This is a genomic window from Arthrobacter sp. Edens01 (assembly GCF_001307035.1).
Taxonomy (GTDB): Bacteria; Actinomycetota; Actinomycetes; order Actinomycetales; family Micrococcaceae; genus Arthrobacter_B.
Map to the genome: position 1 here is coordinate 1681129 of NZ_LKIU01000005.1, position 25361 is coordinate 1706489.

The window sequence follows — 25361 nt, forward strand, 5'->3', positions numbered from 1 at the left end:
GTCTGACCGTGCGTGGACAAAGCGTTACGCAGACGGCGACGGCAAGGCCGCAGCACTCCTACCGGGCGCAGGTAGTTCTCGCCTTCATACCCGTCGTGCTCCTGCACGTCGCGGGGTTCGGACTGTTCTTCTTCCTGGTGGAACCGCTGCACCTGCAGCTTGGATCCTCCGTCTTTGGTGTCGGCATTGCCGTGGTGGCCTATGTGCTTGGCGTGAGGCACGCCTTCGACGCCGACCACATTGCCGCCATTGACAACACGACCCGCAAGCTCGTTGACCTGCGCCGGCCCGCCGCCGGCGTCGGCCTGTTCTTTTCACTGGGGCACTCCACGATCGTCTTTCTCATGGCGGCACTGCTGGCACTCGGAGTGAGCTGGGCGGTGGGCCTGAGCGATGACGGCAACGAGGTCCGCAATGGCCTGGGCGTTTTCGGCACGCTCGTGTCCGGAGTCTTCCTGCTGCTGATCGGGCTCATCAACGCCGTCGCCTTTCTCGGAATCCTGAAGGTCTGGCGGGCTTCACGCAACGGAGAGCTGGACCAGGTGGAGCTGGAACGCCACCTTCAGGGTCGCGGGTTCATCACCCGGATCCTGCGGCCGCTGCTGAAGACGATCGACCGGCCGGGCAAGATGTACGCGGTCGGGTTCCTATTCGGGCTGGGTTTTGACACCGCCAGTGAGATTGCACTGCTGGTGCTCGCCGGAACCGGAGCCGCGACCGGGCTGCCCTGGTACGCCATCCTCTGCCTGCCGCTCATCTTCGCGGCCGGCATGAGCCTGTTCGACACACTCGACTCGGCCGTGATGGTCCGTGCCTACGGCTGGGCCAGCGTCAACGCGATCCGCAAGGTTTACTACAACCTGACCATCACCGGGCTCTCCGTGATGATTGCGGTCATCATCGGCGGCATTGAGCTCGTAGGCCTGCTGAACGAGAAGCTTGGCCTCCAGGATCCCCTCACCGGGTGGGTGGCCGGCATCGACCTGGAGAACGTGGGGTACATCATCGTGGGCACCCTGGTCCTGGTCTGGCTAATCTCCACCGCCTACTGGAAGTTTGGGAGGGTGGAGGAGCGGTGGGCCCTGCCGGGCCCCGGGCCCGGGGGCGCCGTGCCCGGTGAGGGTGCATCACCGGCAGCCAGACCCGGAAAAACACCCGGGCAGGGCCGGCCGCCGAACACACCCGCGGGAGAGGACAGGATATGAGCAGCGTAGGCGCAACCGCCCCGCATCCTGCCATCCCAGCCGCAGGCTGGCTCAAAGGCTGGTGCCAGGGGCTCTCACAGATCTTCTTCCAGAGCAACGTCTTCACAGCGCTGCTGATACTGGCCGCCTTTGCCGTCGCGGACTGGCGCATGGCGTTGCTGGTCCTCATTGGCGCTGCAGGCAACACGGTGACCGGACGGCTGATCGGAGCTGACTCCTCCTCGGTCACGGCGGGCATGCAGGGTTTCTGCGGGGCCCTGGTCGGAGCGGCAACCTTTGCGGCCATCGGAGGCCAGTGGGCGGCCTACCCGATCGCCCTGATCGGCGGTGCTCTCTGCGCTCCCGTGATCTGGCTGGTGAACGCGCTCTTCACGAAGACCCCGCTGAGGATCTACGGACTGCCCTCGACCACAGCGCCGTTCTGCATCGTGGCCACGATCATCCTGTTCAGTACCGAGGCGCTGCATGTAAGCGCGCCGACGTCGGCCACCATCGATTCGGCGCCGTTGGCCTTCGTCCGCTCACTGCTGACGAATGTGTCCGAGGTAGTCCTCATCAACAACGAATGGTCCGGCGCGCTGATTCTGCTGGGCCTGTTCGTGGCGAGCTGGAAGGTTGGCCTGGCCGGCCTGCTCGGCAGTGTGGTTGGCAGCCTGTGCGCACTGGCGCTCGGTGAAGCACTGACCGAGACGGCCAACGGCCTGGCCGGTTACTCCGGCGTGCTGACCGCCATCGCACTGGCCGTCGTGTTCCTCCGCAGCAGCACGATCTCATGGGTGCTTGCAACCATTGGAACGGCGGTGACAGCGGTGGTGACCCTGCTGATGCATGAGATCGCCGCGCCCACCTACACATGGCCGTACATCCTCACCACCTGGGTGTTCCTGATAATCGCCCACTACATTCCCGCAGCGAAGCGTCCCTAGCAGCGGGTCGTCCGGACAGGGAAGAGCTAGATGGAAGCGCCGATCCACAGCCCAAGGACCGCTGCTACCACTGAGAGCAGCAGCATCACGACGCCGCTGATGAACGAAGCCCCGTAGCGGCCCTTTTTGATGAGCTGCACGGTCTCGTAGCTCGCCGTGCTGAAGGTCGTATAACCGCCAAGGAATCCGGTACCGATGACGATGCTGACGTCGGTGGGTACAAAATGCTCGACGGTGAGGCCGGTGAGAAAACCAAGCACGAGGGAACCGGAGACGTTGATGATCGTCGTCGCCCAGGCAAACTGCGTCTTGGAGTGGGCACGGATGAATCCGTCCAGCATAAACCGCACAGTGGCGCCCACGCCGCCGGCCAGGGCCAGCAACAGGAAGATTCCGGGGGTCATGTCGCATCCTCCTGTTCATCCCTGCGCGGGCCAGGGGCACGGTTGTTGACGGCGGTCGCAATCGCGATGCCCGCCCAGGTGGCGCAGGCACCCACAATCACCGTGGCCAGCGCGTAAACCACCGCGGATCCCGGGAGCCCGTCGCGGAAAAGCACGGCGGTGTCGGTGGCCAGCGAGCTGTAGGTGGTGAAGCCGCCGCAGAACCCGGTGCCCAGCAGGAGCTTGAGGTTCGCGCCGGTGGGCCGCGCCTTGTCCAGGCGCGTAACGGCTTCGTAGAGGTAGCCGAGCAGGAAGGCGCCGATCACGTTGATGATCGGGATCGCGATCGGGACTTCGCCGAGGTTCGGGATGACGAGCGACAGGCCCTCGCGGCTTGCTGCGCCGGCTCCGCCGCCAACGAAGACCAGCCCGATGGCTGCCCAGCGCAGGTACGGCGCGCGGGTGCCGCTCATTTTGCCGTCCGATCCCGGGCCGCACCGGCCCCGCCGGTGACGGTCCGCAGCCAACTGGAATTAGAGTCCATTCTTGAACGCTACGCCTGCGTACCGGCTGGCTCAATCAAGCAGACCGCCGGAAACGCCCGGACGGAGGAATCCCTCCCGCCAGGAAGAGGTCCCTCCCTCCGGTTCCGCCTAGCTGTCCTTGCCGGACCGGCCCTGCGGCCGCGGCGGCAGCGGTGCCGGGCGAAGGCTGGGATAGCCCTCCCTGGCCGGCGGCTGGTCCGTGGGGATTTCTGCGAGCATCTCCTTGAGGATGGCGACACCCTGCTCCAGCTGCGGGTCGGCTCCGGCCATGTAGGAATGCGGCGGGTACGGAACTTCAATGTCCGGTTCAACCCCGCGGTTCTCCACCCCGAAACCAACGCCGCCGGTGAACCAGAAGGCGTACCGCGGCTGGGTCACCGAAGTTCCGTCAGCCAGGGCAAAACGCCCGTCGATGCCCACTACGCCGCCCCATGTGCGGGTACCGACCACAGGGCCGATCCCGCGCAGCTTGGCCACCTGGGTAACGATGTCGCCGTCGGATCCCGCGAATTCGTCAGTCAGGATCACCACGGGGCCACGCGGGGCCTGCGCCGGATAGGTACCGGCCTGGTCTCCCCGGGGCAGGCTCCAGGCCGTCACCTTCCGGCCAATCAGTTCCGCCACCAGCTGGGACGTGTGTCCGCCCCGGTTGTGCCGGACGTCGATTACCAGGCCGTCCTTCGCAGCCTCGCTGTCCAGGTCCCTGTGCAGCTGTGCCCACCCGCTGGCCACCATGTCCGGGATGTGCAGGTAGCCGAAGGAGCCGTCTGAAGCGGCACGCACCGCACGCCGGTTGGCATTTACCCAGTTCTGGTAACGGAGCCGCTCTTCGCTGCGCAGGGGCACGACGGCGATCCGCCGCTGCTGCGGGCTGTCCCCGTTGCGGATAACCGTCAGCTCAACCACCCGCCCTCCGGCGCCGACGAGCAGCGCTGCCGGACCCTTGTCGGCAGGGACAGGGAGCCCGTCCACGGCGGCGATCACGTCTCCGGGACGCACATCGGCACCCGGAGCGCTCAGCGGCGATATTGCCTGCGGGTCAGAGGATTCCGGATCGAGGATCCTGGCCACTTCCCAGCCGCCGTTTCCGGGCCGGAGATCTGCGCCAAGGAAGCCCTGCGGTCCTCCCCCGGCTTCGGCGATGCCGGCCGGAGTGACGTAGGCGTGGGAGGTTCCCAGTTCACCCTGCAGCTCCCAGAGCAGGTCCACAAGATCATCATGGGACCCAAGCTGCTGTACCAGTGGCCGGTACCGTGCGTGGACGGCATCCCAGTCGAGTCCGCCCATATCCGGGGTCCAGAAGAAGTCCCGCTGCAGGCGCCAGGTCTCATCGAATGCCTGCCCCCACACCTGGAGAGGCTCCAGGAGTACGCGGATGCGGGAAAGGTCAATGGTCGTGCTCTCCGGGGAATCCTCGTCCACCCTGGCTGAGGCGGGCACGGCACGGACACGGTTTTCCTGCCGGAGCACAACCGTTCCGGCGTCGCCGCTGAGTTCGTAGTCATCCAGCGCCGGAACCAGCACGGAGACTTCCCTCTTGGCCAGGTCGAAACGCTCCAGACGCTTGCCGGGCAGCCGGTCGGAGGAGCTGGCCTTCCCGTCGCCGGTTACGCCATAGACGTCCTCCGCGAGCCACAGCAGCGCACCGTCAGCCGCCCGGAGTTTGGAGTAGCGCCCCTGCGGGACCGGAACGGGGATGATGCGTTCTGCCAGCCGGTCCAGGTCCACCAGCGTTTCCACTGCGTCCCCGGAAGCGTCCCCGGGGTCGTCCGACCCTACGGCCGGCCCTGCCGAGGGCTGTTCCACCGTGTGCGCGGACGGACCGAACGGCGAGTTGGTGGACGCTGCGAGGGCAACCAGGAAAGGCTTCGTGGACGTGGGGAACCCCAGGTCAAAACCATGTGTGTCATAGACCGGGTCAAAGCTGCGCTCTGACAGGAAAGCCAGGAACGCTCCATCCGGTGTGAAGGAAGGGCTGTGGTCGTGGAAACGGCCGTCCGTAACGTCAGTGACGGCCGCGTCCGAACCGTTCGCGGGACGGAGCCGGATCCTGCGGCGGGCCCCTTCGATGGCGACGGGCTCGGCCCATGCCAGCCAGCGGGAGTCAGGACTGAATGCGAGTTCCTCAACGGCCCCGTGGCCGCTGTCGGCGATCTCGGACAGCAGGCCGGATTCGACGTCGAGCAGGTAGACCTGGCCGAACTCCGTGGCAGCGGCCACGAGCTTCCCGTCGGGGCTGGGGACCAGCTGGGACACCCGGGTGGGGGCGGGGAACTGGATCCGGACTACGGCATTGCCGGCTGCGCTTTCCTGGGATGCGAGGACTGCCTCGGAGGCACCCTGCTCGCCGCCCTCCGCCGGGACGCCGGCGGCCGGAGCTGACACCGCTGCGGGGGCAGCAGGCACTGCCGTGCTGCCTGCCGGGGGACGGCCCAGAGCCGATACGGGCCGAGGAAGCTCATCCTGGCCGTCTTCTGCCGGTGCAGCCGGCGTTTCGGTGTCTCGCTTTGCCTGCTCTGCCACGGCTGGCAAAGACGCGAAAACGTCCTTGATGAACAATGCCTCTTCGTTGCCGGGATCGGCCACAAACACGGCGCGTCCTCCCGGCAGCGGCCGGCCCAGCCGGGCCCGGACACCCGGGGTTGCCTCGATTACCCGCGAGGGTCCGTCCTTGTGCGTGAGCCAGTGCAGCGTGCCGTGGCTTTCAACCACACTGGATTTGCCGGCGGTGTCGGGCACCGCTGCGGCCAGGTGGCGCGCGGCGTTGAGCGGGCGGGGCCGGCGTCCGGTTCCCGCCGAACCCAGGCTGATGTCCAGCCGCTCAGGTTCCGCGTCCAGGTTCGCAAGCAGCCAGAGTGCGCCGGCAGATTCGAAGATGATCCGGGTACCGTCCGAGGACGGGTGCCGGACGTAGAAGTCCTGGAAGTCAGTGTGCCTGCGCAGGTCGGATCCTGCCGGCGTCACCGAGTAGATGTTGCCGTAGCCCTCATGGTCGGAGAAGAAGGCGATCCGGCCGTCTACCCACATCGGGTAGGCGAGGTTGCCGTCAAGTTCGGGAACCAGGCGGACAAACTCGCCGTTGCCGTCGGCATCGATCCAGAGTTTCCCGGCAGTGCCGCCGCGGTATCTCTTCCAGCGTGCGGGCTCCCGGCTAAGCACGGATCCGATAACAAGCGGGCGCTCGTCGCCCAGTGCCGGCCCGTGTGCCAGCGTGTCCAGCGGCCCGTAGGGAAGCCTCGACGGCGCTGCGCCGTCCAATGGAACCTCGTAGGCCCAGCGGAGGCGAAAGTCCTCGTACTCAAAAGGGCTGGTGGCGATGACCGCCCCTGAGGGCGCGAACCCGCGGACCCGGGTGTTCTGGTTGCCCCAGAAGGTCAGCTGGCGGAAGTCTCCGCCCTCGGTATCGGCCGTCACGACTTCCGGTGCGGCACCCTGGATGACAGTCCAGGCGATCCGCGATCCGTCCGGCGAGAACTTGGGATTGCGGGCAGGCAGCTGCAGGGAGGACACACGCCAGGCCCGTCCCCCTGAAACCGGCGCCACCCACACGTCGTCCTCGGCTACGAAGGTCACGCGGTCGCCGTGCAGGTTGGGAAAGCGAAGGTACGCAGTTGAACTCATATTTCCGATCCTATCTTTCGGCTTCCCCCCTCCTGTCCAGGCTTGCCGCAGCGGGCAGCACTGCGGCGATCCGCCACTGTCCCTCCACTCGAACCATCTCCAGGAGCACGTCCTGCCGGACCGGGCTCCCGGCGGGGGCAGCCTCTGTGCCGTCTGCACGGACCTGCTGCCAGCCGGAGAGCTGCGCCGAGACATGGATCCGGGCTGCCCCTGCGGGCGGGCCACCTGGTCCGTCCCGCTCAGCGGCTGAGGCCTGTAGGACTTCGACGCCAAAACCGGCCAGCCGTTCCCCCCGTTCCTCAAGACGTGCCAGCTGGGCTTGGTCTGCCGCCTGCGCCGCTGAGCCTTCCTGATTGACCCATGCCAGCAGCTCAGTACTGCCCTGTTCGAACGCACGTGCGCGAAGAGCCGAGAGAACCCGGACAGCCGTGAGCGGATCCTCTGCTGCCAACGCAGCCTGCTCCTCGGCTGAAGGCTCCCCCGTCCCGGCTGCCTCACCGCTTCCCGGCCGTTCATCGGCCGCGTCGCTCCGGCCCGGCAACGCGGAGCCCTCCACGGTGTCCCCTGACGCGGGCACGAAGGCATGCTGGCGGGGATAGAGGACTTCCGGGGCCAGAACGGCGACAGCTCCGAGGCCGGCGGTCGCGGACACCAGCAGCGTGGCGATGACCATCCTGGCTTTCCCGTGGCCGCCTTCCGCTACCCGTCGCCGTGCCGGGCCCGTTCCCGCAGAACGGGGTTTCCTGCCCTGCTTCTGTCTCCGGCGTCTTCCAGACCCGGCACGCAGGGATACGGAAGCACCCGCCCCGGGGCGGCGGAGGCCGGCGGTGAGCAGGTCCATAGGCTCCGGGTCCCAGGCCCCCAGTACCTCCGCAGCGAATTCTCCGGCTCCCGGACGCAGGGCAGGGTCCTCCCGGAGCGCCGAATCCAGCAGGTCCCGCAGCACGGCGGGCGCCTCCGGCACCAGGACGCCCAGCGGAGGACGGAGACCAGGCACCAGGGGCCTGCCCGTCAGCATGAACCAGCCGAGGGCCCCCAGCGCGTACACGTCCTCCGACGGTCCGTGACCCGGCACAGACGTAGAAACCCCTGCCGTGCAGGACCCGGGATCCCCCGCTTTGAGGCCATGCGCCGGGGGCAGGATCACCCCCGCCCCGAAATCCGCCAGCAGCGGCTTGCCGTTGGCCGTGAAGAGAACGTTCCCGGGCGTGAGCCGTCCGTGGACGGCCCCTTCGTCATGCAGGGCCTGGAGCGCCCGGCCCACACCCACCAGCACTGTTACGGCCTGCCCCGGCGTCAGAGCGCCCCGCGCAGCAACCACCCGGGCCAGGCTGCCGCCGGGCGCATATTCAAGCAACAGTCCCGGACCGTCGGCCGCAGCAACGATTCCGTGGACACCCAGCAGGTTCTCATGGTGGTAGCGGGAGAGGATGGTGAGTTCCCGGCGCAGTTCATAGTCGTCTCGGAGGGTACTGCCGGCGTGCGGGATTTTGAGCGCATAGCTCTGCCCCTCACCAATGTGTTCCACCAGCCAAACCGACGCACCGCTTCCCGTGCCCAGACACGGACCGGTTCGCCAGGCCTCCTCAGGGAGCAGCGGAGGGCGGACGGTGCCGGCGTCTTCAAAAGCGTCAGCTTCAGTTCCCGGCCCTGTCTCCATGCCGACAGTTCTAGCCTGCCAAAGCGATTGGTGCAGGACTTATCCACAGGCTGCGGCAAACGTGACGCGAAACACATCTGCTTTCCGTCACTGCACCGGTTAGGGTAGCCCCTATGGATCTGCAGTTTCTCCGCGTTGGCCTTGCTCCCGGCTACCTGGACTACCAGGAGGGATGGGATCTTCAACGCAGGGCCCACCGGGAGGTCAGCGAGGGAACCCGGCAGAACACCGTCTACCTTCTGGAGCACACCCCGGTCTACACGGCCGGAAGGCGAACCGAGCCCCATGAGCGCCCCTTCGACGGCACCGAGGTGGTCAATGTTGACCGCGGTGGCAAACTCACCTGGCACGGTCCCGGGCAGCTGGTGGGCTACCCAATCCTCCGCCTGCCGGATCCCGTCCTGGTGGTGGACTACGTCGCAGCTCTTGAGTCCGCCCTTATCAGCGTGCTGGCCGACTACGGCCTGGCCGGGGAACGCGTAGACGGACGCTCGGGTGTCTGGATCCGCGGGACGGACGGCGGGCAGGACCGCAAGATCGCCGCCGTCGGCATCCGCGTGGACCACGGCGTTACGATGCACGGATTCTCACTGAACTGCAGCAATGACCTCGCTCCCTACGCCCAGATCGTGGCGTGCGGAATTTCCGATGCAGGCACGACTTCAATCAGCGCCGAAACGGGCACTGCGGTGACGCCCTCAGACGTGGTGGCGCGTGTGGAGGAAGAACTGCGGCACACCCTCGCGAACCTATCTCCCCATCCCGGTGCTGCACCCCCAGCGCCGGGCAACTCCGGCACAGCCAACAAAGCACAAGGAGCCATGACGTGACACTTGCCCCCGAAGGCCGCCGCCTGCTGCGCATCGAGCAGCGAAACGTCGCCGTTCCGGTGGAACGCAAGCCCGACTGGATCAAAGCGAAGGTCAACATTGGCCCGGAGTACGTCCATTTGAAAGGGCAGGTGAAGAAAGAAGGCCTGCACACAGTCTGCGAGGAGGCAGGCTGCCCCAACATCTTCGAATGCTGGGAAGACAAGGAAGCGACGTTCCTGATCGGCGGTTCGGACTGTACGCGCCGCTGCGATTTCTGCCAGATCGACACTGGCAAGCCTTCGCCGCTGGACCGCATGGAACCGCTGAAGGTTGCGCGTTCGGTCCAGTCGATGAACCTGCGCTACGCGACCGTCACCGGCGTCGCCCGCGACGACCTTGCGGACGAGGGAACCTGGCTGTACGCGGAGACGATTCGCCAGATCCATGCCCTCAACCCGGGAACCGGCGTCGAAATCCTCATTCCGGATTTCTCCGGCAAGCCCGAACACATCCAGGCCATCTGCGATGCGGCCCCGGAAGTATTCGCGCACAACGTGGAGACGGTCCCCCGCCTTTTCAAGCGGATCCGGCCGGCATTCCGCTACGAGCGTTCCCTGGATGTCATCACTCAGGGGCAGGCACTGGGCATGGTCACCAAGTCGAACCTGATCCTGGGCATGGGCGAAACACGGGACGAAATCTCCGGTGCGCTGCGGGACCTCCGTGAGGCAGGCTGCGACCTGCTGACCATCACCCAGTACCTGAGGCCCAGCGAACGCCACCTGCCGGTGGACCGCTGGGTCAAGCCGGAGGAATTCGTCGAGCTCAGTGCAGAGGCGGAAGAACTGGGCTTCCTGGGAGTGATGAGCGGTCCCCTGGTCCGTTCCTCCTACCGGGCAGGCCGGCTTTGGGCAGGCGCCATGCGCAAAAAGGGCCGCGTGCTGCCGCCCAACCTCGCCCACATCGCTGACTCCGGGACCGCTGCCCAGGAGGCATCCGCCGTCCTGGCCCGCCGGTAATGCCCGGCGGATACCTTCGTTTTCCCTAGTCTCAACAGGCCCGCCTGCTCCCCGCGTCACGGGGAGATAGTGCTGCGCCTTCATCACGTAGAATTGACGCATTATGGCCAACAGCACTGATTCCGACGCATCCAAGGGCGCCCGCCGCGGCCTCTTCTCCCGCAAGCCGAAGGCGGAAAAGAAGAACAAGCAGCCCGGCCGCATGAAACAGATCGCCGATGTCTTCAAGATGACCCGGCGCAATGATCCCAGTGTCATTTGGCGGATGGTGGGTGCCTTTGCGGGCATCATCGCCATCGGCCTGATCATTGGTTTCCTGATCGACAACTGGGTCACGATGCTCATCATCGCGATCCCGCTCGGCCTGCTGGCCGCCATGTTCATCCTCTCCCGCCGTGCCGAACGCGCAGCCTTCGCGCAGATCGAGGGACAGCCGGGAGCCTCCGGTGCCGCACTTTCCGTCCTGCGCCGCGGCTGGATCCTGGAGGAACAGCCCGTTGCCGTCAGCCCGCGCACCCAGGATGCTGTGTTCCGCGCCATCGGACGTCCCGGCATTGTCCTGGTCACCGAAGGTCCGTCGAACCGGGTCAAGACACTGGTTGACGGTGAACGCCGCAAGATGAACCGTATTGTCCCCAACGTTCCGGTCCACGTCATCCAGACGGGACGCGGCGAAGGACAGGTCCCCCTCCAGCAGGTTGCCAAGAAGGTCAAGAAGCTCAAGAAGTCGCTGACCAAGCAGGAGGTCGCCGCCGTGAACAAGCGGCTCTCCGCCCTCGGCCAGCGCCTTCCAATCCCCAAGGGCATCGACCCGTACAAGGCACGCCCGGACCGCAAGGCCGCCCGCGGCCGCTAAGATCCGCAGCATAAAAGAATGCCCCCGTCAGGTGAACCTGGCGGGGGCATTCTTTGTGTTGGGGGGTCAGCGCCCGTGCTTGACCTTCACGAGGACAGTCTTCATCGCCCTGTCATGGAGACCACGCTGGTCGGCATCGAAGATCAGGGCCGGGATAACGAGGCAGAGCAGGACAGTGCGAACGACGCCGGCAAGCGGGCCGGCAGCGCTGCCGTCGAGTTTCTGCACCTGCAGGCTGAAAACCCGGTGTCCGATGCTGTAGCCCAGCAAGCCGACGAGCACGATCTGCCCTGCAGCAAACACCAGCAGGATCGAGTTTCCCGTGCCGCCGAAAAACGCGTACGCAATCAGTGACGCCAGCGCCCAGTCGATGATGAGCGCACCCAGCCTCGGGCCCACCCGGGCGATCGAACCAGGACCTGTCCGGGGCCTGCCCAGCCTGCGGCCCGGCCAGTTCTCTTCGTCGGATGGGGGGCCTTCAAGCCATGAACCAATGCTTCGTCTGTCAACCACGGTTTAAGACTACCCGGAGCCCCTGATGCCCGGTTCCCCCTTCTGTGACGGGACCCTATTGTGCCCGCAACTGCCTGCACAGGCTAGGGTGGTAGGTGTTACCGGGAGCACGTAACGTCACCGAAACATTGGTGACACGGGCGGGTAATGGGGTGTTCCTAGACTTACAGCTGTTACCGGAACCGCGGAATTCACCGCCCGGTACACGGACAGGCCAACCGCCCGGGGCCTTCCACTCAAACATGTATAAGGAGCATAGACACGATGTTCAAGAATGCGGACGAGGTCCTCAAGTTCATCGCTGACGAAGATGTGAAGTTCGTCGACATCCGTTTCACCGACCTGCCCGGAGTGCAGCAGCACTTCAACGTACCCGCCAAGTCAGTGGACGCCGACTTCTTCATCAACGGCCAGCTCTTCGACGGATCCTCCATCCGCGGTTTCCAGGGAATCGCCGAATCCGACATGCAGCTGATCCCCGATGTGACCACCGCATTCCTGGACCCGTTCCGCATTGAGAAGACGCTCGCCCTGAACTTCTCGATCGTCAACCCCCGCACCGGCGAGCCCTACCACCGCGATCCCCGCGGCGTAGCTGAGCGCGCTGAAGCATACCTCGCGTCCACCGGCATTGCGGACACGGCCTTCTTTGCTCCCGAAGCCGAGTTCTTCATCTTCGACAACGTGCAGTACGAATCCGCCCCGCAGGGCAGCTTCTACAAGGTTGACTCCATCGAAGCTCCCTGGAACAGCGGCCGCGAGGAAGAGGGCGGCAACCTGGGCAACAAGACGCCGTTCAAGGGCGGCTACTTCCCCGTAGCTCCGGTGGACAAGCAGGCCGACCTGCGCGACGCCATCTGCGTTGAGCTGGACAACGCCGGCCTTGAGGTTGAGCGCTCCCACCACGAAGTTGGCGGCGCCGGCCAGGCAGAGATCAACTACAAGTTCACCACCCTGACCCACGCGGCCGATGACCTGCTCAAGTTCAAGTACATCGTCAAGAACGTTGCCGATGCCTGGGGCAAGTCCGCAACCTTCATGCCGAAGCCGATCTTCAACGACAACGGTTCGGGCATGCACTGCCACCAGTCGCTCTGGAACGGCGGCGAGCCGCTCTTCTACGACGAGAAGGGCTACGCGGGCCTCTCCGACATTGCCCGCTGGTACATCGGCGGCCTGCTGAAGCACGCTTCAGCCGTTCTGGCATTCACGAACCCGACGGTGAACTCCTACCGCCGCCTGGTCAAGGGCTTCGAAGCTCCGGTCAACATGGTCTACTCGCAGGGCAACCGCTCGGCCGGTATCCGTATCCCAATCACCGGTTCGAACCCGAAGGCCAAGCGCATCGAGTTCCGCGCACCGGATCCCTCCTCCAACCCGTACCTGGCCTTCGCCGCACAGCTGATGGCAGGCCTGGACGGCATCAAGAACCGCATTGAGCCGGCCGACCCGATCGACAAGGACCTCTACGAGCTCCCGGCCGAGGAAGCCAAGGACATCCAGAAGGCCCCGGGCTCCCTCGAGGAAGCCCTGGATGCCCTCGAAGCGGACAACGAGTTCCTGCAGGCCGGCGGCGTGTTCACCCAGGACATGATTGACGCCTGGATCGCCTACAAGCGCGAATATGAGATCCTGCCGCTCGCCATGCGCCCGAACCCCTTCGAGTTCGAGCTCTACTACGGCGTCTAAGACGTAACCGGTTCCGGCCACAGGAGGGCCCGCACAGCTGCCGAAAGGCGGCGGTGCGGGCCCTTTTGCGTTACCCGGCTTCCCCACCAGCACAGCGCCTGCCAGTGGGCCTTGACCGGTACCCGCGGAGTGGGTCAGGGTGTACCCATGCCGCAGATAACCGAGGAACTGTGGGATGCAGTGGACTCGCGGGTGGAATCGTGCTGGTGCCCGGGACTGGTAGCCGGGGTGCGGATTGGCGGCGAGCTGGAAGTCCATTCCTGCGGCACATACGCCTTCGGCAGCCCCCGCGCAATGGACACGTCCACGCCCTTCCGGATCTCTTCCCTGAGTAAGCTCGTGGGCGGTGCCCTTGCACTCAGCCTGGTAGACGATGGAACGCTGGCCCTGGACGACGACGCCGCACGCTGGCTTCCACAGCTGGCGGACCTTCGGGTCCTCGCCACTCCGGATGCCCCGCTGTCCGTCACCGTCCCGGCACGCGGGCCGGTGACCGTCCGCCACCTGCTGACCCTGACTGCCGGCTTCGGAGTCGACTTCGGGCAGACACCCTATGCCGCGGCGACCCGGGACCTGCTCTGGGGCCCCAATCCGCCGGCCATGGAACCGGATGCTTACCTTGACCAGCTGGGCAGCCTCCCGCTCGCTGCGCAGCCGGGGGAACGGTGGATGTACCACGCGGGTGCCGACGTGCTCTCAGCGCTGCTTGCGGCTGCTGCGGGCATGCCGCTGCGCGAACTGGTTGCCGACCGGATATCCGGCCCGCTGGGACTCACCGCAACGGGTTTTCCGTCCGGAAACGAGGAGTTTCCAGCCGTTTACGAGTCCACGGCCTCCGGACTGGTGGAAGCGGCCGCCTACCGGGACGCGTTCGCTTCCCCTCCGATGTTCGAATCCCTTGCCGGGGGCCTGGTATCAACAGTCCCTGACTACCTGACGTTCCTCGCGGCCCTGGCAGATGACAGGCTGCTCCCCCACGGACTGCGGGAGTCCATGACCTCAGACCAGCTAACCGGCACCCAGCGCGCAGGCGCCGCGGAGATGAACGGTCCGGACGAGTCCTGGGGCTACCTGACCGGCGTCCAGACAGGGCCGGGGCCGGTCTGGTCGGATCCCGGAATGTGGGGCTGGGCCGGTGGATCCGGAACCAGTGCGGCGGTCTACCCGAACGGGGATATCGGGGTGGTTTTCACCCAGCGCTTCCTGAGCGGCCCCGGCGACGGCTTCGACTGGTTCTGGGAACCCCTCGGTGCCGCGCGGGGCCGCTGAGAGGATCAGGTCCGCGGCTGCGCCGGGTTGGTGGGGACACCCTGCGACGGCGGGTTGATCTTGGGGCCGGCGGTGGCTGGGGAAACCTTGGAGCCTGCCGAGCCCTCGCTCATTTCCGGATTGTCCTCCGGGATGGACCCGCTGGGTTCCGCACCGTACTTCAGCGAGTCGAGCCTCGCTTCGAGCACCTGCACTACCGGGAGGCGGTTCCCGTGCTCCCGTTCGTAGGACAGCAGCGCGGAGATACCGCCCTGGTCCAGCGCGGTGATCCGGGTGGGCAGGGTACCGAGCGGAATATGGTCGTAATCGGGAAGCGGCAGGTTATCGTGGGCGGGTGTTTCCGTCATGGATCCTCCTACGGTTCGGTTCCGATAATCAGCCACCTTATCGTTTTCCCCGCCGTCACGGCCAACCTGGACCCCCGGAGCTTAACGCACGACGGCGGTGAGGCACCCAGCCGGGCACCGCACCGCCGTCGTAGTCAGCTGTGGTTCTAGAGCACCTTCGCCAGGAAGTCCTGCAGCCGCGGGGACTGCGGATTGCCGAAGAGTTCCTCGGGTGAGTTCTCCTCCACGATCAGGCCGTCGGCCATGAAGACCACACGGTCGGCGACTTCGCGGGCGAAGCCCATCTCATGTGTGACCACGACCATGGTCATGCCCTCCTGCGCCAGGTCACGGATGACCTGCAGCACCTCGCCCACCATCTCCGGGTCAAGTGCCGACGTAGCCTCGTCAAAGAGCATCACATCCGGCTTCATGGCCAGGGCACGGGCAATCGCCACACGCTGCTTCTGCCCGCCGGAGAGCTGTGCCGGACGGGCGTCGGCCTTGTCTGACAGGCCAACACGGTCCAGCAGGGCCAGGGCATTTTTGCGGACCTCGTCCTTGGAACCCTTCTTCAGTTCCACCGGTGCCAGCATGATGTTCTCCAGCACGGACATGTGCGGGAACAGATTGAAGTGCTGGAACACCATGCCGATGTGCTGGCGGACCTTGTTCAGGTCAACCTTCGGATCAGTGAGGTCGAAGCCGTCGATGACGACCTTGCCGCCGGTGATGTCCTCAAGCTTGTTCAGGCACCTCAGGAACGTGGACTTGCCTGAACCGGACGGGCCAATCACGCAGACAACTTCACCCTCGGCGACGGCAACGTCCAGACCCTTCAGGACCTCGACCGGACCGTAGGACTTGCGCAGGCCAATGGTTTGGATCTTGCTCACTTGTTGAACCTCTTATCCAGGACGTCCGCCAGCTTGGTCAGCAGCGTGATGACGATGAAGTACAGGGCGGCGACGATGATAAGGACCTCTGCGGTCCGGAAGTTCACCGCGTAGACCTGCTGCGCCTGGTACGTCAGTTCCGCGAAGCCGATAACGGCCAGCAGTGACGTGTCCTTCAGCGTAATGACGAACTGGTTAATGAAGGACGGCGTCATGATCTTCACGGCCTGCGGAATGACGATCTTCTGCATGGTCTTGCCGTAGCCAAGGCCGAGGCTGCGGGCAGCTTCCATCTGGCCCGGGTCCACGGACTGAATACCTCCGCGCACGATTTCAGTCATGTAGGCACCGGCGTTGAGGCTCAGCGTCAGCACGCCTGCGGTCAGCACATCGACCGGCTGGCCAATGATCTGGGGCAGGCCGAAGTAGAAGAAGAAGGCCTGGACCAGCACCGGGGTGCCGCGGAAGATGCTCACATATGTGGTGGCGATGCCGCGCAGCACAATCTTGGAGCTGACCTTGAAGAAACCGAAGATCACGCCCAGGATCAGCGCGAAGAACAGGGACAGGGCCGTTGCCAGCAGTGTCAGGCCAAGGCCCTTGGCGAAGGCCGGGGCGTTGTCAGTCACGAGGGACCAGAAGCTGGAGTCAGCGGCGCCGGCATCCAGGTAGCGGTCCAGGATCTCGTCGTACTCCCCGGATTCCTGGAGGTTCGCCAGACCGGCGTTGAATGCCTCAAGCAGTTCCGGGTTGGTCTCTGCGTTCACCGCGAAGCCGTAGGAGGAGCCCACCTCTTTGTCCGTGACCGTCTTCAGGCCGTTGCCGGACTTGATTCCGTAGGCCAGGACGGGATAGTCGTCGAAGACAGCTACCGAGGAGCCGGCCTTGACGTCGTCGTACATCTGGGCAGACTGGGCGAAGGCGATGACGTCGAAGCCATACTCTTCGCGGATGGATTCGGCGAAGGCCTGGCCTTCGGTGCCGGTCTTGACCGCGACGCGCTTGCCCTCGAGATCCTCGTAACCGGTGATCTCGTTGTTGTTCTCCGCCACGGCCATCTGGATGCCGGATTCAAAGTACGGGTCCGAGAAGTCGAAGACCTTTTGCCGTTCCTCCGTGATGGACATGCCGGCGATCACGCCGTCCACCTGGTTGGACTGCAGCGCCTGGAGAGCGGCGTCGAACCCGAGGGAACGGATTTCAACCGAGAAATCCTGGTCTTCGGCGATCGCGTTCATCAGGTCGATGTCGATGCCGACGAGTTCACCGTTTTCGCGGAACTCGAACGGGGCGAAGGTTGTGTCAGTACCGATGGTGTAGGTCTTGCCCGCCACGCTGTCCGACGCCGGTGAGGTGGCCGCGAGGGCCCCGGAGGCGGGGACGCCCACAAGCAGCGCTATGGCCGCCAGCAGGGTGGTGATGGGAACCGCGAGTGAGGCCGGGCCTTTCAGCGCCCGTTTGCCACTGTGCAAAGTAAACGTCTCCTAGCTAATGGTTCGTGGCGATGCGCAGCAAACGCCACAAAAAGCCTACTAGGAATGCGGACACCGAAATTACCGCGGGGTCCCAAATCAGCTGTCTTCGAGTCCGTAGCCGTAAAACCAGCGTTCGAAGACGGCACGGGCACGGCGGGTGATCCGCAGATAGTCTTCCTCCAAAACCCCGCCCTGACCTGCGGCGTAACCGCACCAGCGTGCCACCGCCTCCAGTTCCCGGCGGGAGGAGGGCAGTACATCGGGGTTCCTTCCGCCACGAATCACATTTGCACAACGGATCCGGCTGGCAAACAGCCAGCTCTCCCGCAGCATGGCTGTATCCGGGTCGGGGAGGAACCCTGCGTCAGAGATCGCGTCGAGTGCAGGAAGGGTGGCAGTGGTCCGCAGGGCAGGGTATTCACGTGCATGCTGCAGCTGCAGCAGCTGCACGAGCCATTCAACGTCGCTGAGGCCGCCGCGGCCGAGCTTGAGCTGCCGGGACGGGTCCGCTCCCCGCGGAAGCCGTTCCGATTCGACCCGTGCCTTGATCCTCCGGATTTCCCGTACATCGGATTCGGACAGCGTTTCGGGATACCGGATCGGGTCGATCAGGGAGAGGAAGTCCTCGCCCAGACGGTCGTCCCCCGCCATGGGGCGTGCCCGCAGCAGCGCCTGCGCTTCCCAGGCAAGGGACCAGCGTTCGTAGTAACCGGAGTAGGAGTCGAGGCTGCGCACCAGCGGTCCCTGCCGCCCCTCGGGCCGCAGGCCGGCGTCGAGCACCAGGACCCGCTCGGCCTGCACTGCCGGCCGGCAGGGCTGCTGCAGCAGGGAAGAAACCATCTGGATGATCCGCTCGGCCTGCCCCTGTGCAGCCTGCGGGTCTGAGCCCGGCAGCGGCCGGTGGACGTAGAGTACGTCGGCGTCGGACCCGTAGCCGATCTCCCGCCCGCCCTGGCGGCCCATTGCCACCACCAGCAGTTCGGTCAGCTGCTCTTCCTGGGCATAAACCTCGTTTTCGGCGGCGTGCAGCGTACCCAGCACGGCGGCCCGGTCATTGTCTGCCAGTGCCCTGCCCACTTCTTCCTGGGTGATCAGGCCGGCGCTGTCTGCCAGTGCGATGCGCAGCATTTCGCGGCGCCGGATCAGGCGGATCAGGCGCACGGCTTCGTCCGGCCGCGGATGACGGGACATTTTCGCCCGCATCTCCTGCCAGAGGGAGTCGAAGCTGACCGGCTGGAGGTCCTTGTCGCTGCCCAGCCACACGGTGGACTCCGGTGAGACTTCCAGCAGTTCGCTGATGAACCGTGAGGAAGAGAGGATCTGGCAGAGCCGCTCCCCCGCGGCCGAAGAATCGCGGATCATCCCCAGGAACCAGTGGCTGTCCCCCAGCGATTCGCTCAGGCGCCGGAAACCGAGCAGTCCGGCGTCGGGGTCCACGCCGTCACCGAGCCAGCCCAGCAGCACGGGCAGCAGCTGACGCTGCAGGGCTGCCCGGCGGCTGATGCCGTTGGTTAGTGCCTCAATATGCCGCATGGCCCCGCGCGGATCGGCGTAGCCAAGGGCAGCCAGCCGGGCCTGGGCGGCTTCCGGGCTGAGCCGAACCTCGGCTTCGGAAAGGTTCGCTGCCGTGGCCAGCAGCGGACGGTAGAAAATCGCCTCATGCAGCCGGCGGACCAGGCGCTTGGTGCGCTGCCAGGTCTCCAGGAGCCGCTCGGCGCTGGGACGGACCAGTGCCAGGGCACCGGCAGAGGACTTCGAGAGCGCCCGCAGTGCGGCGTCGGACTCCGGCATGAGGTGGGTCCGGCGCATGTGGACCATCTGGATCCGGTGTTCGAGCACCCGAAGGTAGCGGTACGCGGCATCCAGGTCGGCGGCGTCGCCCCTGCCTATGTAACCGCCCTCGCTGAGCGCCGCGATAGCAGCGGTGGTGGTGCGGACCCGCAGGCTTTCATCGATCCGGCCGTGAACCAGCTGAAGCAGCTGGACAGTGAACTCGACGTCCCTCAGCCCGCCCTTGCCCAGCTTGATCTGCCGGGTCTCTTCGTGGGTGGGAATGTGGTCGGTGACCCGGCGGCGCATCGCCTGCACTGACTCGACGAAGCCATCCCGTTCGGAACTGGACCAGATCAGCGGCGCGACGGCGTCCTCATAGCGGCGGCCAAGGTCCGGATCGCCGGCCACGGCGCGCGCTTTGAGCAGGGCCTGGAACTCCCAGGTCTGCGCCCACCGCTGATAGTAGGACAGGTGGGAGTCGAGGGTACGGACCAGCGGCCCGTCCTTGCCTTCGGGCCGCAGGTTGGCGTCAACGTCCCACAGTCCCGGCTCCGGGGCCGAGGCGTTGATGACGCGTGAGATCCCCGCAGCCATGGCGGTTCCGATGCGTGCGGCCAGGGTTTCATCAAGGTCCGGCGCTTCCATCACGTAGATCACGTCGACGTCGGAAATGTAGTTCAGTTCACTGGCGCCGCACTTGCCCATACCGATCACGGCCAGATGGACCGCCGAGACGTCGGCCGGGTCAAAGGCTTCGGCCAGTTCTGCCCTGGACACGGCCAGTGCAGCTTCGAGCGCAGCACCTGCCAGGTCAGCCAGTTCCCGCCCGACGGCGGGCATGGTGTCTTCCGGCGAAGCCGCCCCGAGGTCCCTGATCGCCAAATCCAGCAGGTGCCTGCGGTACCGGGTGCGCAGCTGCACATAGGCATCGGTCCCGGTCAGCCGGGCCACCGGGTTGGGGCCCGAGCCGGCCTGTACCGATTCAAGCAGCGAGGCACGCAGCGTCCGGACCGGTGTCTGGCCCGGTTCGGCGCGCAGGCCGGTCCGGAACAGGTCCGCGTTCTCCGGGTGCCGCATCACGAACTCTGCCAGCGCCTCCGAGGCTCCGAGTACCCGGAAGAGCGCTTCGCTTTCGTCCTGGTCGGCACTGACCAGCTCCCCGAGGGAAGGGATGCGGGAGAGCAGGCGTACAAGGGACTGAAGCGCCATGTCCGGGTTTGCGGACCGCACAAACCCGGCGAAGAGCCGTTCCTGGTCGATCCCGGAAAGTTCCGGGGCACCCAGGAACCGTTCGCTTTTCTCGAGATCCGTAAAACCGGCTGCGATCAGGCGTCTGGTCAGGCTCATCGGCGCTCCGCTTCCCTTAGAGGATGCTCAGGTTCTTCTTCAGCTCGAAGGCAGTGACCTGCTGGCGGTATTCGTTCCAGTCGGCCTGCTTGTTCCGCAGGAAGTTTTCGAAGACCTGCTCGCCAAGGATGTCCGCCACGAGTTCTGAATCCTCCATGACCCGAATCGCGTCATGCAGGCTCGAGGGAAGGGGCGCGTGGCCCATGGCGCGGCGTTCGGCAGCGCTCAGCGACTCAATGTCATCCTCGGCGCCCGGCGGCAGCTCGTAGCCTTCTTCGATGCCCTTCAGCCCTGCCCCGAGGAGTACGGCGTAGGACAGGTACGGGTTGGCGGCGGAGTCGATCCCGCGGTATTCGATCCGTGCGGACTGGCCCTTGCCGGGCTTGTACAGCGGCACACGCAGCAGGGCTGAGCGGTTGTTGTGGCCCCAGGAGAGGTAGCTGGGGGCTTCCCCACCGCCCCAGAGCCGCTTGTAGGAGTTCACGAACTGGTTGGTGACGGCAGTGAATTCCGGTGCATGCCGCAGGATTCCAGCCATGAACTGGCGTGCGGTAGCGGAGAGCTGGAACTCGGCGCCTGCTTCGAAGAACGCGTTGGAGTCGCCCTCAAAGAGCGAGAAGTGGGTGTGCATCCCCGAACCGGGGTGATCGGAAAACGGCTTCGGCATAAACGTCGCGTAGCAGTTGGTCATCAGAGCGACCTCTTTGACCACCGTTCGGAACGTCATGATGTTGTCTGCGGTCTGCAGGGCATCCGCGTAGCGCAAATCGATTTCGTTCTGGCCGGGGCCGGCTTCGTGGTGGCTGAACTCAACGGAGATGCCCACGGCTTCCAGCATCGAAACCGCTGTGCGGCGGAAGTCCTGGGCCACACCGCCGGGAACATGGTCGAAATAGCCTGCCCTGTCCACCGGCACCGGCTCGCCGTCGGGGCCTGGCTGGTCCGACTTCAGCAGGTAGAACTCGATTTCCGGGTGCGTGTAGCAGGTGAAGCCCATGTCGGCGGCCTTGGCGAGCTGGCGCTTCAGCACGTAGCGGGGATCGGCAGCGGAGGGCTGGCCATCCGGGGTGAGGATGTCGCAGAACATCCGGGAAGTCTGCTCTTCGTCGCCGCGCCAGGGCAGGATCTGGAACGTTGAGGGGTCCGGCTGGGCCAGCATGTCCGATTCGAAGATCCGGGCCAGTCCCTCAATGGAGGAACCGTCGAAGCCCAGGCCCTCTTCAAAGGCCCCTTCCACCTCAGCCGGTGCCAGGGCCACGGACTTCATGGAACCCACCACGTCGGTAAACCACAGCCGGACAAACCGCACGTCGCGTTCTTCGATCGTTCGCAGAACGAATTCCTGCTGGCGGTTCATGCTTAACCTCTTTCGCTGTACTTCGCTTGGCGGTCCCTTGTCCGGACTGCCACCCGGGCTTCCGAAGGCAGGCCGGCACATGGGGCCGGGCTGCAGGGCAGGCTGGCTCGGCGGTGCGCGCAACCTGCAATTACTCTACCCAGCCGCGGCCCTTTTCCGGCCCAGCGCATCGCGTGGCTCGCGGACATTACGCGCAAGGCAATAAACCGCGGCCGGGCACGGTGCAGCCCAACCTTTAGTAGTCTCGAAGAATGACCAGCGCTGAACAGCCCAAACCGTACGGCACCGAGCAGGCAGCGGCACCGGTGCCGCCCCGGCGCGTACGAACCTCCTACCTCCAGCAGCTCAAGGACACCGGCGGCAGGTTCGCCATGCTTACGGCCTATGACCAGTACACGGCCCAGATTTTCGACGAGGCCGGCATCGAGACCCTGCTGATCGGCGACTCTGCGGCCAACAACGTCATGGGACACGAGACAACGCTGCCCATCACCCTCGATGAAATGATCGTTTTCGCAAAGTCCGTCTCGGCCGGAGCCAGGCGGGCACTGATTGTCTGCGATCTTCCCTTCGGCTCCTACGAGGTGTCCCCGGCCCAGGCCATCGAATCCTCCGTCCGGCTGATGAAGGAGGCAGGGGTGCAGGCCGTGAAGATGGAGGGCGGCGCCCACTACGCCGGCCATGTGCGGGCGATGACGGCAGCCGGCATCCCGGTCATGGCGCACGTTGGCTTCACCCCGCAGAGCGAGCACGCCCTGGGCGGCTACAAGGTGCAGGGCCGCGGTGACGCAGCGCAGGCGGTGATTGACGACGCCGTCGCCCTGGCTGATGCGGGTGCCTTCTGCGTGCTGATGGAAATGGTTCCGGCCGATGTCGCAGCCGCCGTTGACGCAGCCGTGCGCGTACCGACTATCGGCATTGGGGCCGGCAACGCAACTACCGGCCAGGTGCTGGTGTGGCAGGACATGGCCGGTATGCGCGGCGGCAAGGCGCCGAAGTTCGTCAAGGCTTTCGCGGACGTGCGCTCAGTGCTTTCAGCTGCGGCGAAGGAGTACGGGGACGAGGTCCGCAGCGGATCCTTCCCCGGCCCGGAGCACAGCTTCTAGCGGGCGCCGCCCGCCCAGGAAGTCACTAGTCGTCGTCCTGCCGGTCCCAGGCTTCGTTGCGGGCCTGGACCTTCTGCAGGGCAGCTGCGGCTTCTTCCCGGGTCTTGTACGGGCCCAGCAGCTTCGTCCAGTCCGACTGGGGGCCCACCTCGATTTCATGGGTGGACAGGTTGAACCAGTACTCGGCCATGGGCCCTCCTTTGGTCGGCGCCGTCCGGCCGATTGGGCCGCACGGTGGCGCACATTCACCGTCCCATGCAGTAGCACGGAACGCTGGCGATAAGATCGATACTATGCCCCAGAATATTGCCACCGCACCCCTTGGCCGCCTGCAGCCGGGATCGGTCTCTCCCCGACGGCATGTGCCGTCGTCGATTGCCCGTCCCGAATATGTGGACAGGGACGCGCCGGCGAAATTCACGGGTTCGGAAGTCAAGTCCGCCGAGACCATCGAGAAAATCAGAATCGCAAGCCGGATCGCGGCACAGGCGATTGTCGAGGTGGGCAACCGGATCGAACCGGGTGTCACTACCGATGAACTGGACCGCGTGGCACACGAGTTCCTGATGGACCACAAGGCCTACCCCTCCACACTGGGCTACCGGCACTTCCCCAAGTCGATCTGCACCTCCATTAATGAGGTCATCTGCCACGGCATCCCGGATACAACCGTCATCCAGGACGGCGACATCGTCAACGTGGACATCACCGCCTACATCAATGGTGTCCACGGGGATACCAACTACACGTTCCTGGCGGGCGATGTGGACGAGGAATCCCGGCTGCTGGTCGAGCGCACCGCGGAATCCCTGCGGCGCGCCATCAAGGCCGTAATGCCCGGGCGTGAAATCAACGTTATTGGGCGTGCCATCGAGTCTTACGCCAAGCGGTTCGGCTACGGTGTGGTTCGGGACTTCACCGGCCACGGCGTGGGCGAGGCTTTCCATACCGGCCTGATTATCCCGCACTATGACGCCGCGCCTGCCTACAGCCGCCTCATTGAGACCGGGATGGTGTTTACCATTGAGCCTATGCTCACCCTCGGGACGATTGAGTGGGACATGTGGGAGGACAACTGGACCGTGGTCACAAAGGACCGCAAACGCACCGCCCAGTTTGAACATACCCTGCTAGTCACTGACAACGGCGCCGAAATCCTGACCCTGCCCTAGGGCAACGCCTAGCACTGGAGAACCATGGCCAAGAAGCACAAGACCAAGCACGACGCCGTTATCGGTATCGACATCGGCGGTACCGGCATCAAGGGCGGGATCGTTGATCTCGCCAAGGGCAAGCTGATCGGTGACCGTTTCCGGATCCCGACGCCGCAGCCCGCGACTCCCGAGGCCGTTGCCGGCGTCGTCGGCCAGATTGTTGCCGAGCTCTCCTCCCGTCCCGAGGGTCCGGGCACCGATGTACCGGTAGGGGTGACTTTCCCGGCCATCATCCAGCACGGCGTCGCACGCTCTGCTGCCAACGTGGACAAGAGCTGGGTTGATACTGACGTTGACGCCCTGCTGACCAAGGCACTGAACCGCGAAGTGCAGGTCATGAACGACGCCGATGCCGCAGGTTTGGCGGAAGCGCGTTATGGCGCAGGCCGCGGCGTGGACGGCACCGTCCTGGTCATTACCCTGGGCACGGGCATCGGTTCAGCGCTGATCTCCAACGGGGCGCTGGTTCCGAACGCAGAACTTGGCCACCTTGAAATCGACGGTGTGGACGCCGAGACGCGTGCGTCGGCCTCGGCTCGCGAACGCGATGACATCAGCTGGGAAGAATACGCCAAGCGGCTCCAGCGGTACTTCTCCCACGTGGAGTTCCTCTTCTCCCCCGACCTGTTCGTCATTGGCGGCGGCATCTCCAAGCGCAGCGAGGACTTCCTGCCCATGCTGGACCTGCGCACCCCCATGGTCACCGCCAACCTCAAGAACAACGCGGGCATTGTGGGTGCCGCCCTTCAGGCTGCACTGCACTTCAAGTACATCAAGTAGTTCCGCCTTTTCGACATAGCAGAAAGTGCCCGTTAGAGCGTTCTAACGGGCACTTTCTGCTATCTCGATGGGGGCGGCTACTGGGCCGTGAGCGGCCGCTGTGAACCGGCCGGCACTCCCCCGCTGCGGGCTGACTCCGCCCGCAGCGCAGCGATGGCGGTTTCGAAGTCTTCCAGCGACTCGAAGGACTGATAGACGCTGGCGAACCGCAGATAGGCCACCTGGTCCAGCTTCTGCAGCGGGCGCAGGATAGCAAGGCCCACCTCGTGCGCCTGGATCTCTGCGACACCGGAGGCACGGATGGTCTCTTCAACCTCTTGGGCCAGCAGGGCCAGGTCGTCCTCGCTCACGGGGCGGCCCTGGCAGGCTTTGCGTGCGCCGTTGATGACTTTGCTGCGGCTGAACGGCTCTGCCACGCCGGAACGTTTGATGACGCTGAGGCTGGTGGTTTCCACGGTGCTGAACCGGCGTCCGCATTCGGGACACTGCCGGCGGCGCCGGATTGCTGATCCGTCATCAGCCAGGCGGCTGTCTACGACCCGCGAGTCGGCGTTGCGGCAATACGGACAGTACATTCCTCGGTCCTTTC

Annotated in this window: 22 protein-coding genes; 10 read left to right on the forward strand and 12 right to left on the reverse strand. The window is 65.3% G+C overall.

Annotated elements, in window-relative coordinates:
- The first annotated feature begins 8 nt into the window (after nucleotides 1–8).
- Both AO716_RS13995 and AO716_RS14000 read left to right on the forward strand, forming a co-directional pair.
- Entirely contained in the window at nucleotides 9–1205 is a 1197-nt protein-coding gene (locus AO716_RS13995; protein WP_200907629.1) for a HoxN/HupN/NixA family nickel/cobalt transporter, read from the forward strand.
- Entirely contained in the window at nucleotides 1202–2131 is a 930-nt protein-coding gene (locus AO716_RS14000; RefSeq protein WP_055241725.1) for an urea transporter, read from the forward strand. Before AO716_RS13995 ends, AO716_RS14000 begins: the two co-directional genes overlap by 4 nt.
- Nucleotides 2132–2157: 26 nt before the next feature.
- Here the strand turns inward: AO716_RS14000 and crcB are convergent, their stop codons facing one another.
- From crcB to AO716_RS14020, 4 genes are all read right to left on the reverse strand, one after another.
- A complete protein-coding gene (crcB, locus tag AO716_RS14005; protein ID WP_055241727.1) occupies nucleotides 2158–2535 on the reverse strand; it encodes a fluoride efflux transporter CrcB in 378 nt (125 codons plus the stop codon).
- A complete protein-coding gene (locus AO716_RS14010; RefSeq protein ID WP_055241729.1) occupies nucleotides 2532–2987 on the reverse strand; it encodes a fluoride efflux transporter FluC in 456 nt (151 codons plus the stop codon). Before AO716_RS14010 ends, crcB begins: the two co-directional genes overlap by 4 nt.
- 180 nt (nucleotides 2988–3167) lie before the next feature.
- The gene (locus AO716_RS14015; RefSeq protein WP_055241731.1) at nucleotides 3168–6680 is read right to left on the reverse strand and encodes a S41 family peptidase; all 3513 of its coding nucleotides are present in this window, start codon (nucleotides 6678–6680) and stop codon (nucleotides 3168–3170) included.
- A gap of 10 nt (nucleotides 6681–6690) precedes the next feature.
- The gene (locus AO716_RS14020; RefSeq protein ID WP_055241734.1) at nucleotides 6691–8340 is read right to left on the reverse strand and encodes a serine/threonine protein kinase; all 1650 of its coding nucleotides are present in this window, start codon (nucleotides 8338–8340) and stop codon (nucleotides 6691–6693) included.
- Between the two features lie 77 nt (nucleotides 8341–8417).
- Here AO716_RS14020 and lipB point away from each other — a divergent pair, with 77 nt between their 5' ends.
- The 3 genes from lipB (at nucleotide 8418) to AO716_RS14035 (ending at nucleotide 11027) form a co-directional block, all read left to right on the forward strand.
- Nucleotides 8418–9170: a lipoyl(octanoyl) transferase LipB gene (gene lipB, locus AO716_RS14025; RefSeq protein ID WP_268753592.1), complete on the forward strand. Its 753-nt coding sequence runs from the start codon at nucleotides 8418–8420 to the stop codon at nucleotides 9168–9170.
- Nucleotides 9167–10171, forward strand: a complete 1005-nt coding sequence (gene lipA / locus AO716_RS14030) for a lipoyl synthase (protein WP_055241738.1) — start codon at nucleotides 9167–9169, stop codon at nucleotides 10169–10171. Before lipB ends, lipA begins: the two co-directional genes overlap by 4 nt.
- A 103-nt stretch (nucleotides 10172–10274) precedes the next feature.
- Entirely contained in the window at nucleotides 10275–11027 is a 753-nt protein-coding gene (locus AO716_RS14035; RefSeq protein WP_055241740.1) for a DUF4191 domain-containing protein, read from the forward strand.
- 66 nt (nucleotides 11028–11093) lie between these two features.
- Here the strand turns inward: AO716_RS14035 and AO716_RS14040 are convergent, their stop codons facing one another.
- A complete protein-coding gene (locus tag AO716_RS14040; RefSeq protein WP_055241742.1) occupies nucleotides 11094–11540 on the reverse strand; it encodes an RDD family protein in 447 nt (148 codons plus the stop codon).
- A 264-nt stretch (nucleotides 11541–11804) separates the two neighbouring features.
- Here AO716_RS14040 and glnA point away from each other — a divergent pair, with 264 nt between their 5' ends.
- Together glnA and AO716_RS14050 are read left to right on the forward strand one after the other, a co-directional pair.
- Nucleotides 11805–13229 carry a type I glutamate--ammonia ligase gene (gene glnA, locus AO716_RS14045; protein ID WP_055241744.1) on the forward strand — a complete coding sequence of 475 codons (1425 nt, stop codon included), beginning with the start codon at nucleotides 11805–11807 and terminating at the stop codon, nucleotides 13227–13229.
- 147 nt (nucleotides 13230–13376) lie between these two features.
- The gene (locus tag AO716_RS14050) at nucleotides 13377–14498 is read left to right on the forward strand and encodes a serine hydrolase domain-containing protein (RefSeq protein WP_055241746.1); all 1122 of its coding nucleotides are present in this window, start codon (nucleotides 13377–13379) and stop codon (nucleotides 14496–14498) included.
- A gap of 5 nt (nucleotides 14499–14503) precedes the next feature.
- Here the strand turns inward: AO716_RS14050 and AO716_RS14055 are convergent, their stop codons facing one another.
- The 5 genes from AO716_RS14055 to AO716_RS14075 form a co-directional block, all read right to left on the reverse strand.
- Complete coding sequence (locus tag AO716_RS14055; protein WP_055241748.1) at nucleotides 14504–14845, reverse strand: hypothetical protein; 342 nt, start codon at nucleotides 14843–14845, stop codon at nucleotides 14504–14506.
- Between the two features lie 146 nt (nucleotides 14846–14991).
- Nucleotides 14992–15720, reverse strand: coding sequence for an amino acid ABC transporter ATP-binding protein (locus AO716_RS14060; RefSeq protein ID WP_055241750.1), 729 nt, complete (start codon nucleotides 15718–15720; stop codon nucleotides 14992–14994).
- Entirely contained in the window at nucleotides 15717–17192 is a 1476-nt protein-coding gene (locus AO716_RS14065) for an amino acid ABC transporter substrate-binding protein/permease (protein ID WP_055241752.1), read from the reverse strand. Before AO716_RS14065 ends, AO716_RS14060 begins: the two co-directional genes overlap by 4 nt.
- Nucleotides 17193–17291: 99 nt before the next feature.
- Complete coding sequence (locus AO716_RS14070) at nucleotides 17292–20315, reverse strand: bifunctional [glutamine synthetase] adenylyltransferase/[glutamine synthetase]-adenylyl-L-tyrosine phosphorylase (RefSeq protein WP_055241754.1); 3024 nt, start codon at nucleotides 20313–20315, stop codon at nucleotides 17292–17294.
- Nucleotides 20316–20331: 16 nt separating this feature from the next.
- The gene (locus AO716_RS14075) at nucleotides 20332–21672 is read right to left on the reverse strand and encodes a glutamine synthetase family protein (RefSeq protein ID WP_055241758.1); all 1341 of its coding nucleotides are present in this window, start codon (nucleotides 21670–21672) and stop codon (nucleotides 20332–20334) included.
- A gap of 251 nt (nucleotides 21673–21923) precedes the next feature.
- On the opposite strand from AO716_RS14075, the gene panB reads away from it, so the two are divergent.
- Entirely contained in the window at nucleotides 21924–22778 is an 855-nt protein-coding gene (gene panB, locus AO716_RS14080) for a 3-methyl-2-oxobutanoate hydroxymethyltransferase (RefSeq protein WP_055241760.1), read from the forward strand.
- A gap of 25 nt (nucleotides 22779–22803) precedes the next feature.
- Here the strand turns inward: panB and AO716_RS17330 are convergent, their stop codons facing one another.
- Complete coding sequence (locus AO716_RS17330) at nucleotides 22804–22968, reverse strand: SPOR domain-containing protein (RefSeq protein WP_152969970.1); 165 nt, start codon at nucleotides 22966–22968, stop codon at nucleotides 22804–22806.
- A gap of 103 nt (nucleotides 22969–23071) precedes the next feature.
- Between AO716_RS17330 and map the strand changes: the two genes are divergently transcribed.
- Nucleotides 23072–23950, forward strand: a complete 879-nt coding sequence (gene map / locus AO716_RS14085) for a type I methionyl aminopeptidase (RefSeq protein ID WP_055241762.1) — start codon at nucleotides 23072–23074, stop codon at nucleotides 23948–23950.
- A gap of 24 nt (nucleotides 23951–23974) precedes the next feature.
- Nucleotides 23975–24772, forward strand: a complete 798-nt coding sequence (gene ppgK / locus AO716_RS14090; protein ID WP_055241763.1) for a polyphosphate--glucose phosphotransferase — start codon at nucleotides 23975–23977, stop codon at nucleotides 24770–24772.
- 77 nt (nucleotides 24773–24849) lie between these two features.
- On the opposite strand, the gene nrdR is transcribed toward ppgK, so the two are convergent.
- The gene (nrdR, locus tag AO716_RS14095; protein WP_055241765.1) at nucleotides 24850–25347 is read right to left on the reverse strand and encodes a transcriptional regulator NrdR; all 498 of its coding nucleotides are present in this window, start codon (nucleotides 25345–25347) and stop codon (nucleotides 24850–24852) included.
- Nucleotides 25348–25361: the final 14 nt, after the last annotated feature.

What these genes read in the sequence shown, in the direction of transcription:
- ppgK (WP_055241763.1), top strand. Translation starts at nt 23,975, where the DNA reads ATGGCCAAGAAGCACAAGACCAAGCACGACGCCGTTATCGGTATCGAC.
- crcB (WP_055241727.1), bottom strand. Translation starts at nt 2,535, where the DNA reads ATGACCCCCGGAATCTTCCTGTTGCTGGCCCTGGCCGGCGGCGTGGGC.
- AO716_RS17330 (WP_152969970.1), bottom strand. Translation starts at nt 22,968, where the DNA reads ATGGCCGAGTACTGGTTCAACCTGTCCACCCATGAAATCGAGGTGGGC.
- AO716_RS14075 (WP_055241758.1), bottom strand. Translation starts at nt 21,672, where the DNA reads ATGAACCGCCAGCAGGAATTCGTTCTGCGAACGATCGAAGAACGCGAC.
- AO716_RS14000 (WP_055241725.1), top strand. Translation starts at nt 1,202, where the DNA reads ATGAGCAGCGTAGGCGCAACCGCCCCGCATCCTGCCATCCCAGCCGCA.
- AO716_RS14055 (WP_055241748.1), bottom strand. Translation starts at nt 14,845, where the DNA reads ATGACGGAAACACCCGCCCACGATAACCTGCCGCTTCCCGATTACGAC.
- panB (WP_055241760.1), top strand. Translation starts at nt 21,924, where the DNA reads ATGACCAGCGCTGAACAGCCCAAACCGTACGGCACCGAGCAGGCAGCG.
- AO716_RS14020 (WP_055241734.1), bottom strand. Translation starts at nt 8,340, where the DNA reads ATGGAGACAGGGCCGGGAACTGAAGCTGACGCTTTTGAAGACGCCGGC.
- glnA (WP_055241744.1), top strand. Translation starts at nt 11,805, where the DNA reads ATGTTCAAGAATGCGGACGAGGTCCTCAAGTTCATCGCTGACGAAGAT.
- AO716_RS14010 (WP_055241729.1), bottom strand. Translation starts at nt 2,987, where the DNA reads ATGAGCGGCACCCGCGCGCCGTACCTGCGCTGGGCAGCCATCGGGCTG.
- map (WP_055241762.1), top strand. Translation starts at nt 23,072, where the DNA reads ATGCCCCAGAATATTGCCACCGCACCCCTTGGCCGCCTGCAGCCGGGA.
- AO716_RS14035 (WP_055241740.1), top strand. Translation starts at nt 10,275, where the DNA reads ATGGCCAACAGCACTGATTCCGACGCATCCAAGGGCGCCCGCCGCGGC.
- AO716_RS14050 (WP_055241746.1), top strand. Translation starts at nt 13,377, where the DNA reads ATGCCGCAGATAACCGAGGAACTGTGGGATGCAGTGGACTCGCGGGTG.
- AO716_RS14070 (WP_055241754.1), bottom strand. Translation starts at nt 20,315, where the DNA reads ATGAGCCTGACCAGACGCCTGATCGCAGCCGGTTTTACGGATCTCGAG.
- AO716_RS14015 (WP_055241731.1), bottom strand. Translation starts at nt 6,680, where the DNA reads ATGAGTTCAACTGCGTACCTTCGCTTTCCCAACCTGCACGGCGACCGC.
- nrdR (WP_055241765.1), bottom strand. Translation starts at nt 25,347, where the DNA reads ATGTACTGTCCGTATTGCCGCAACGCCGACTCGCGGGTCGTAGACAGC.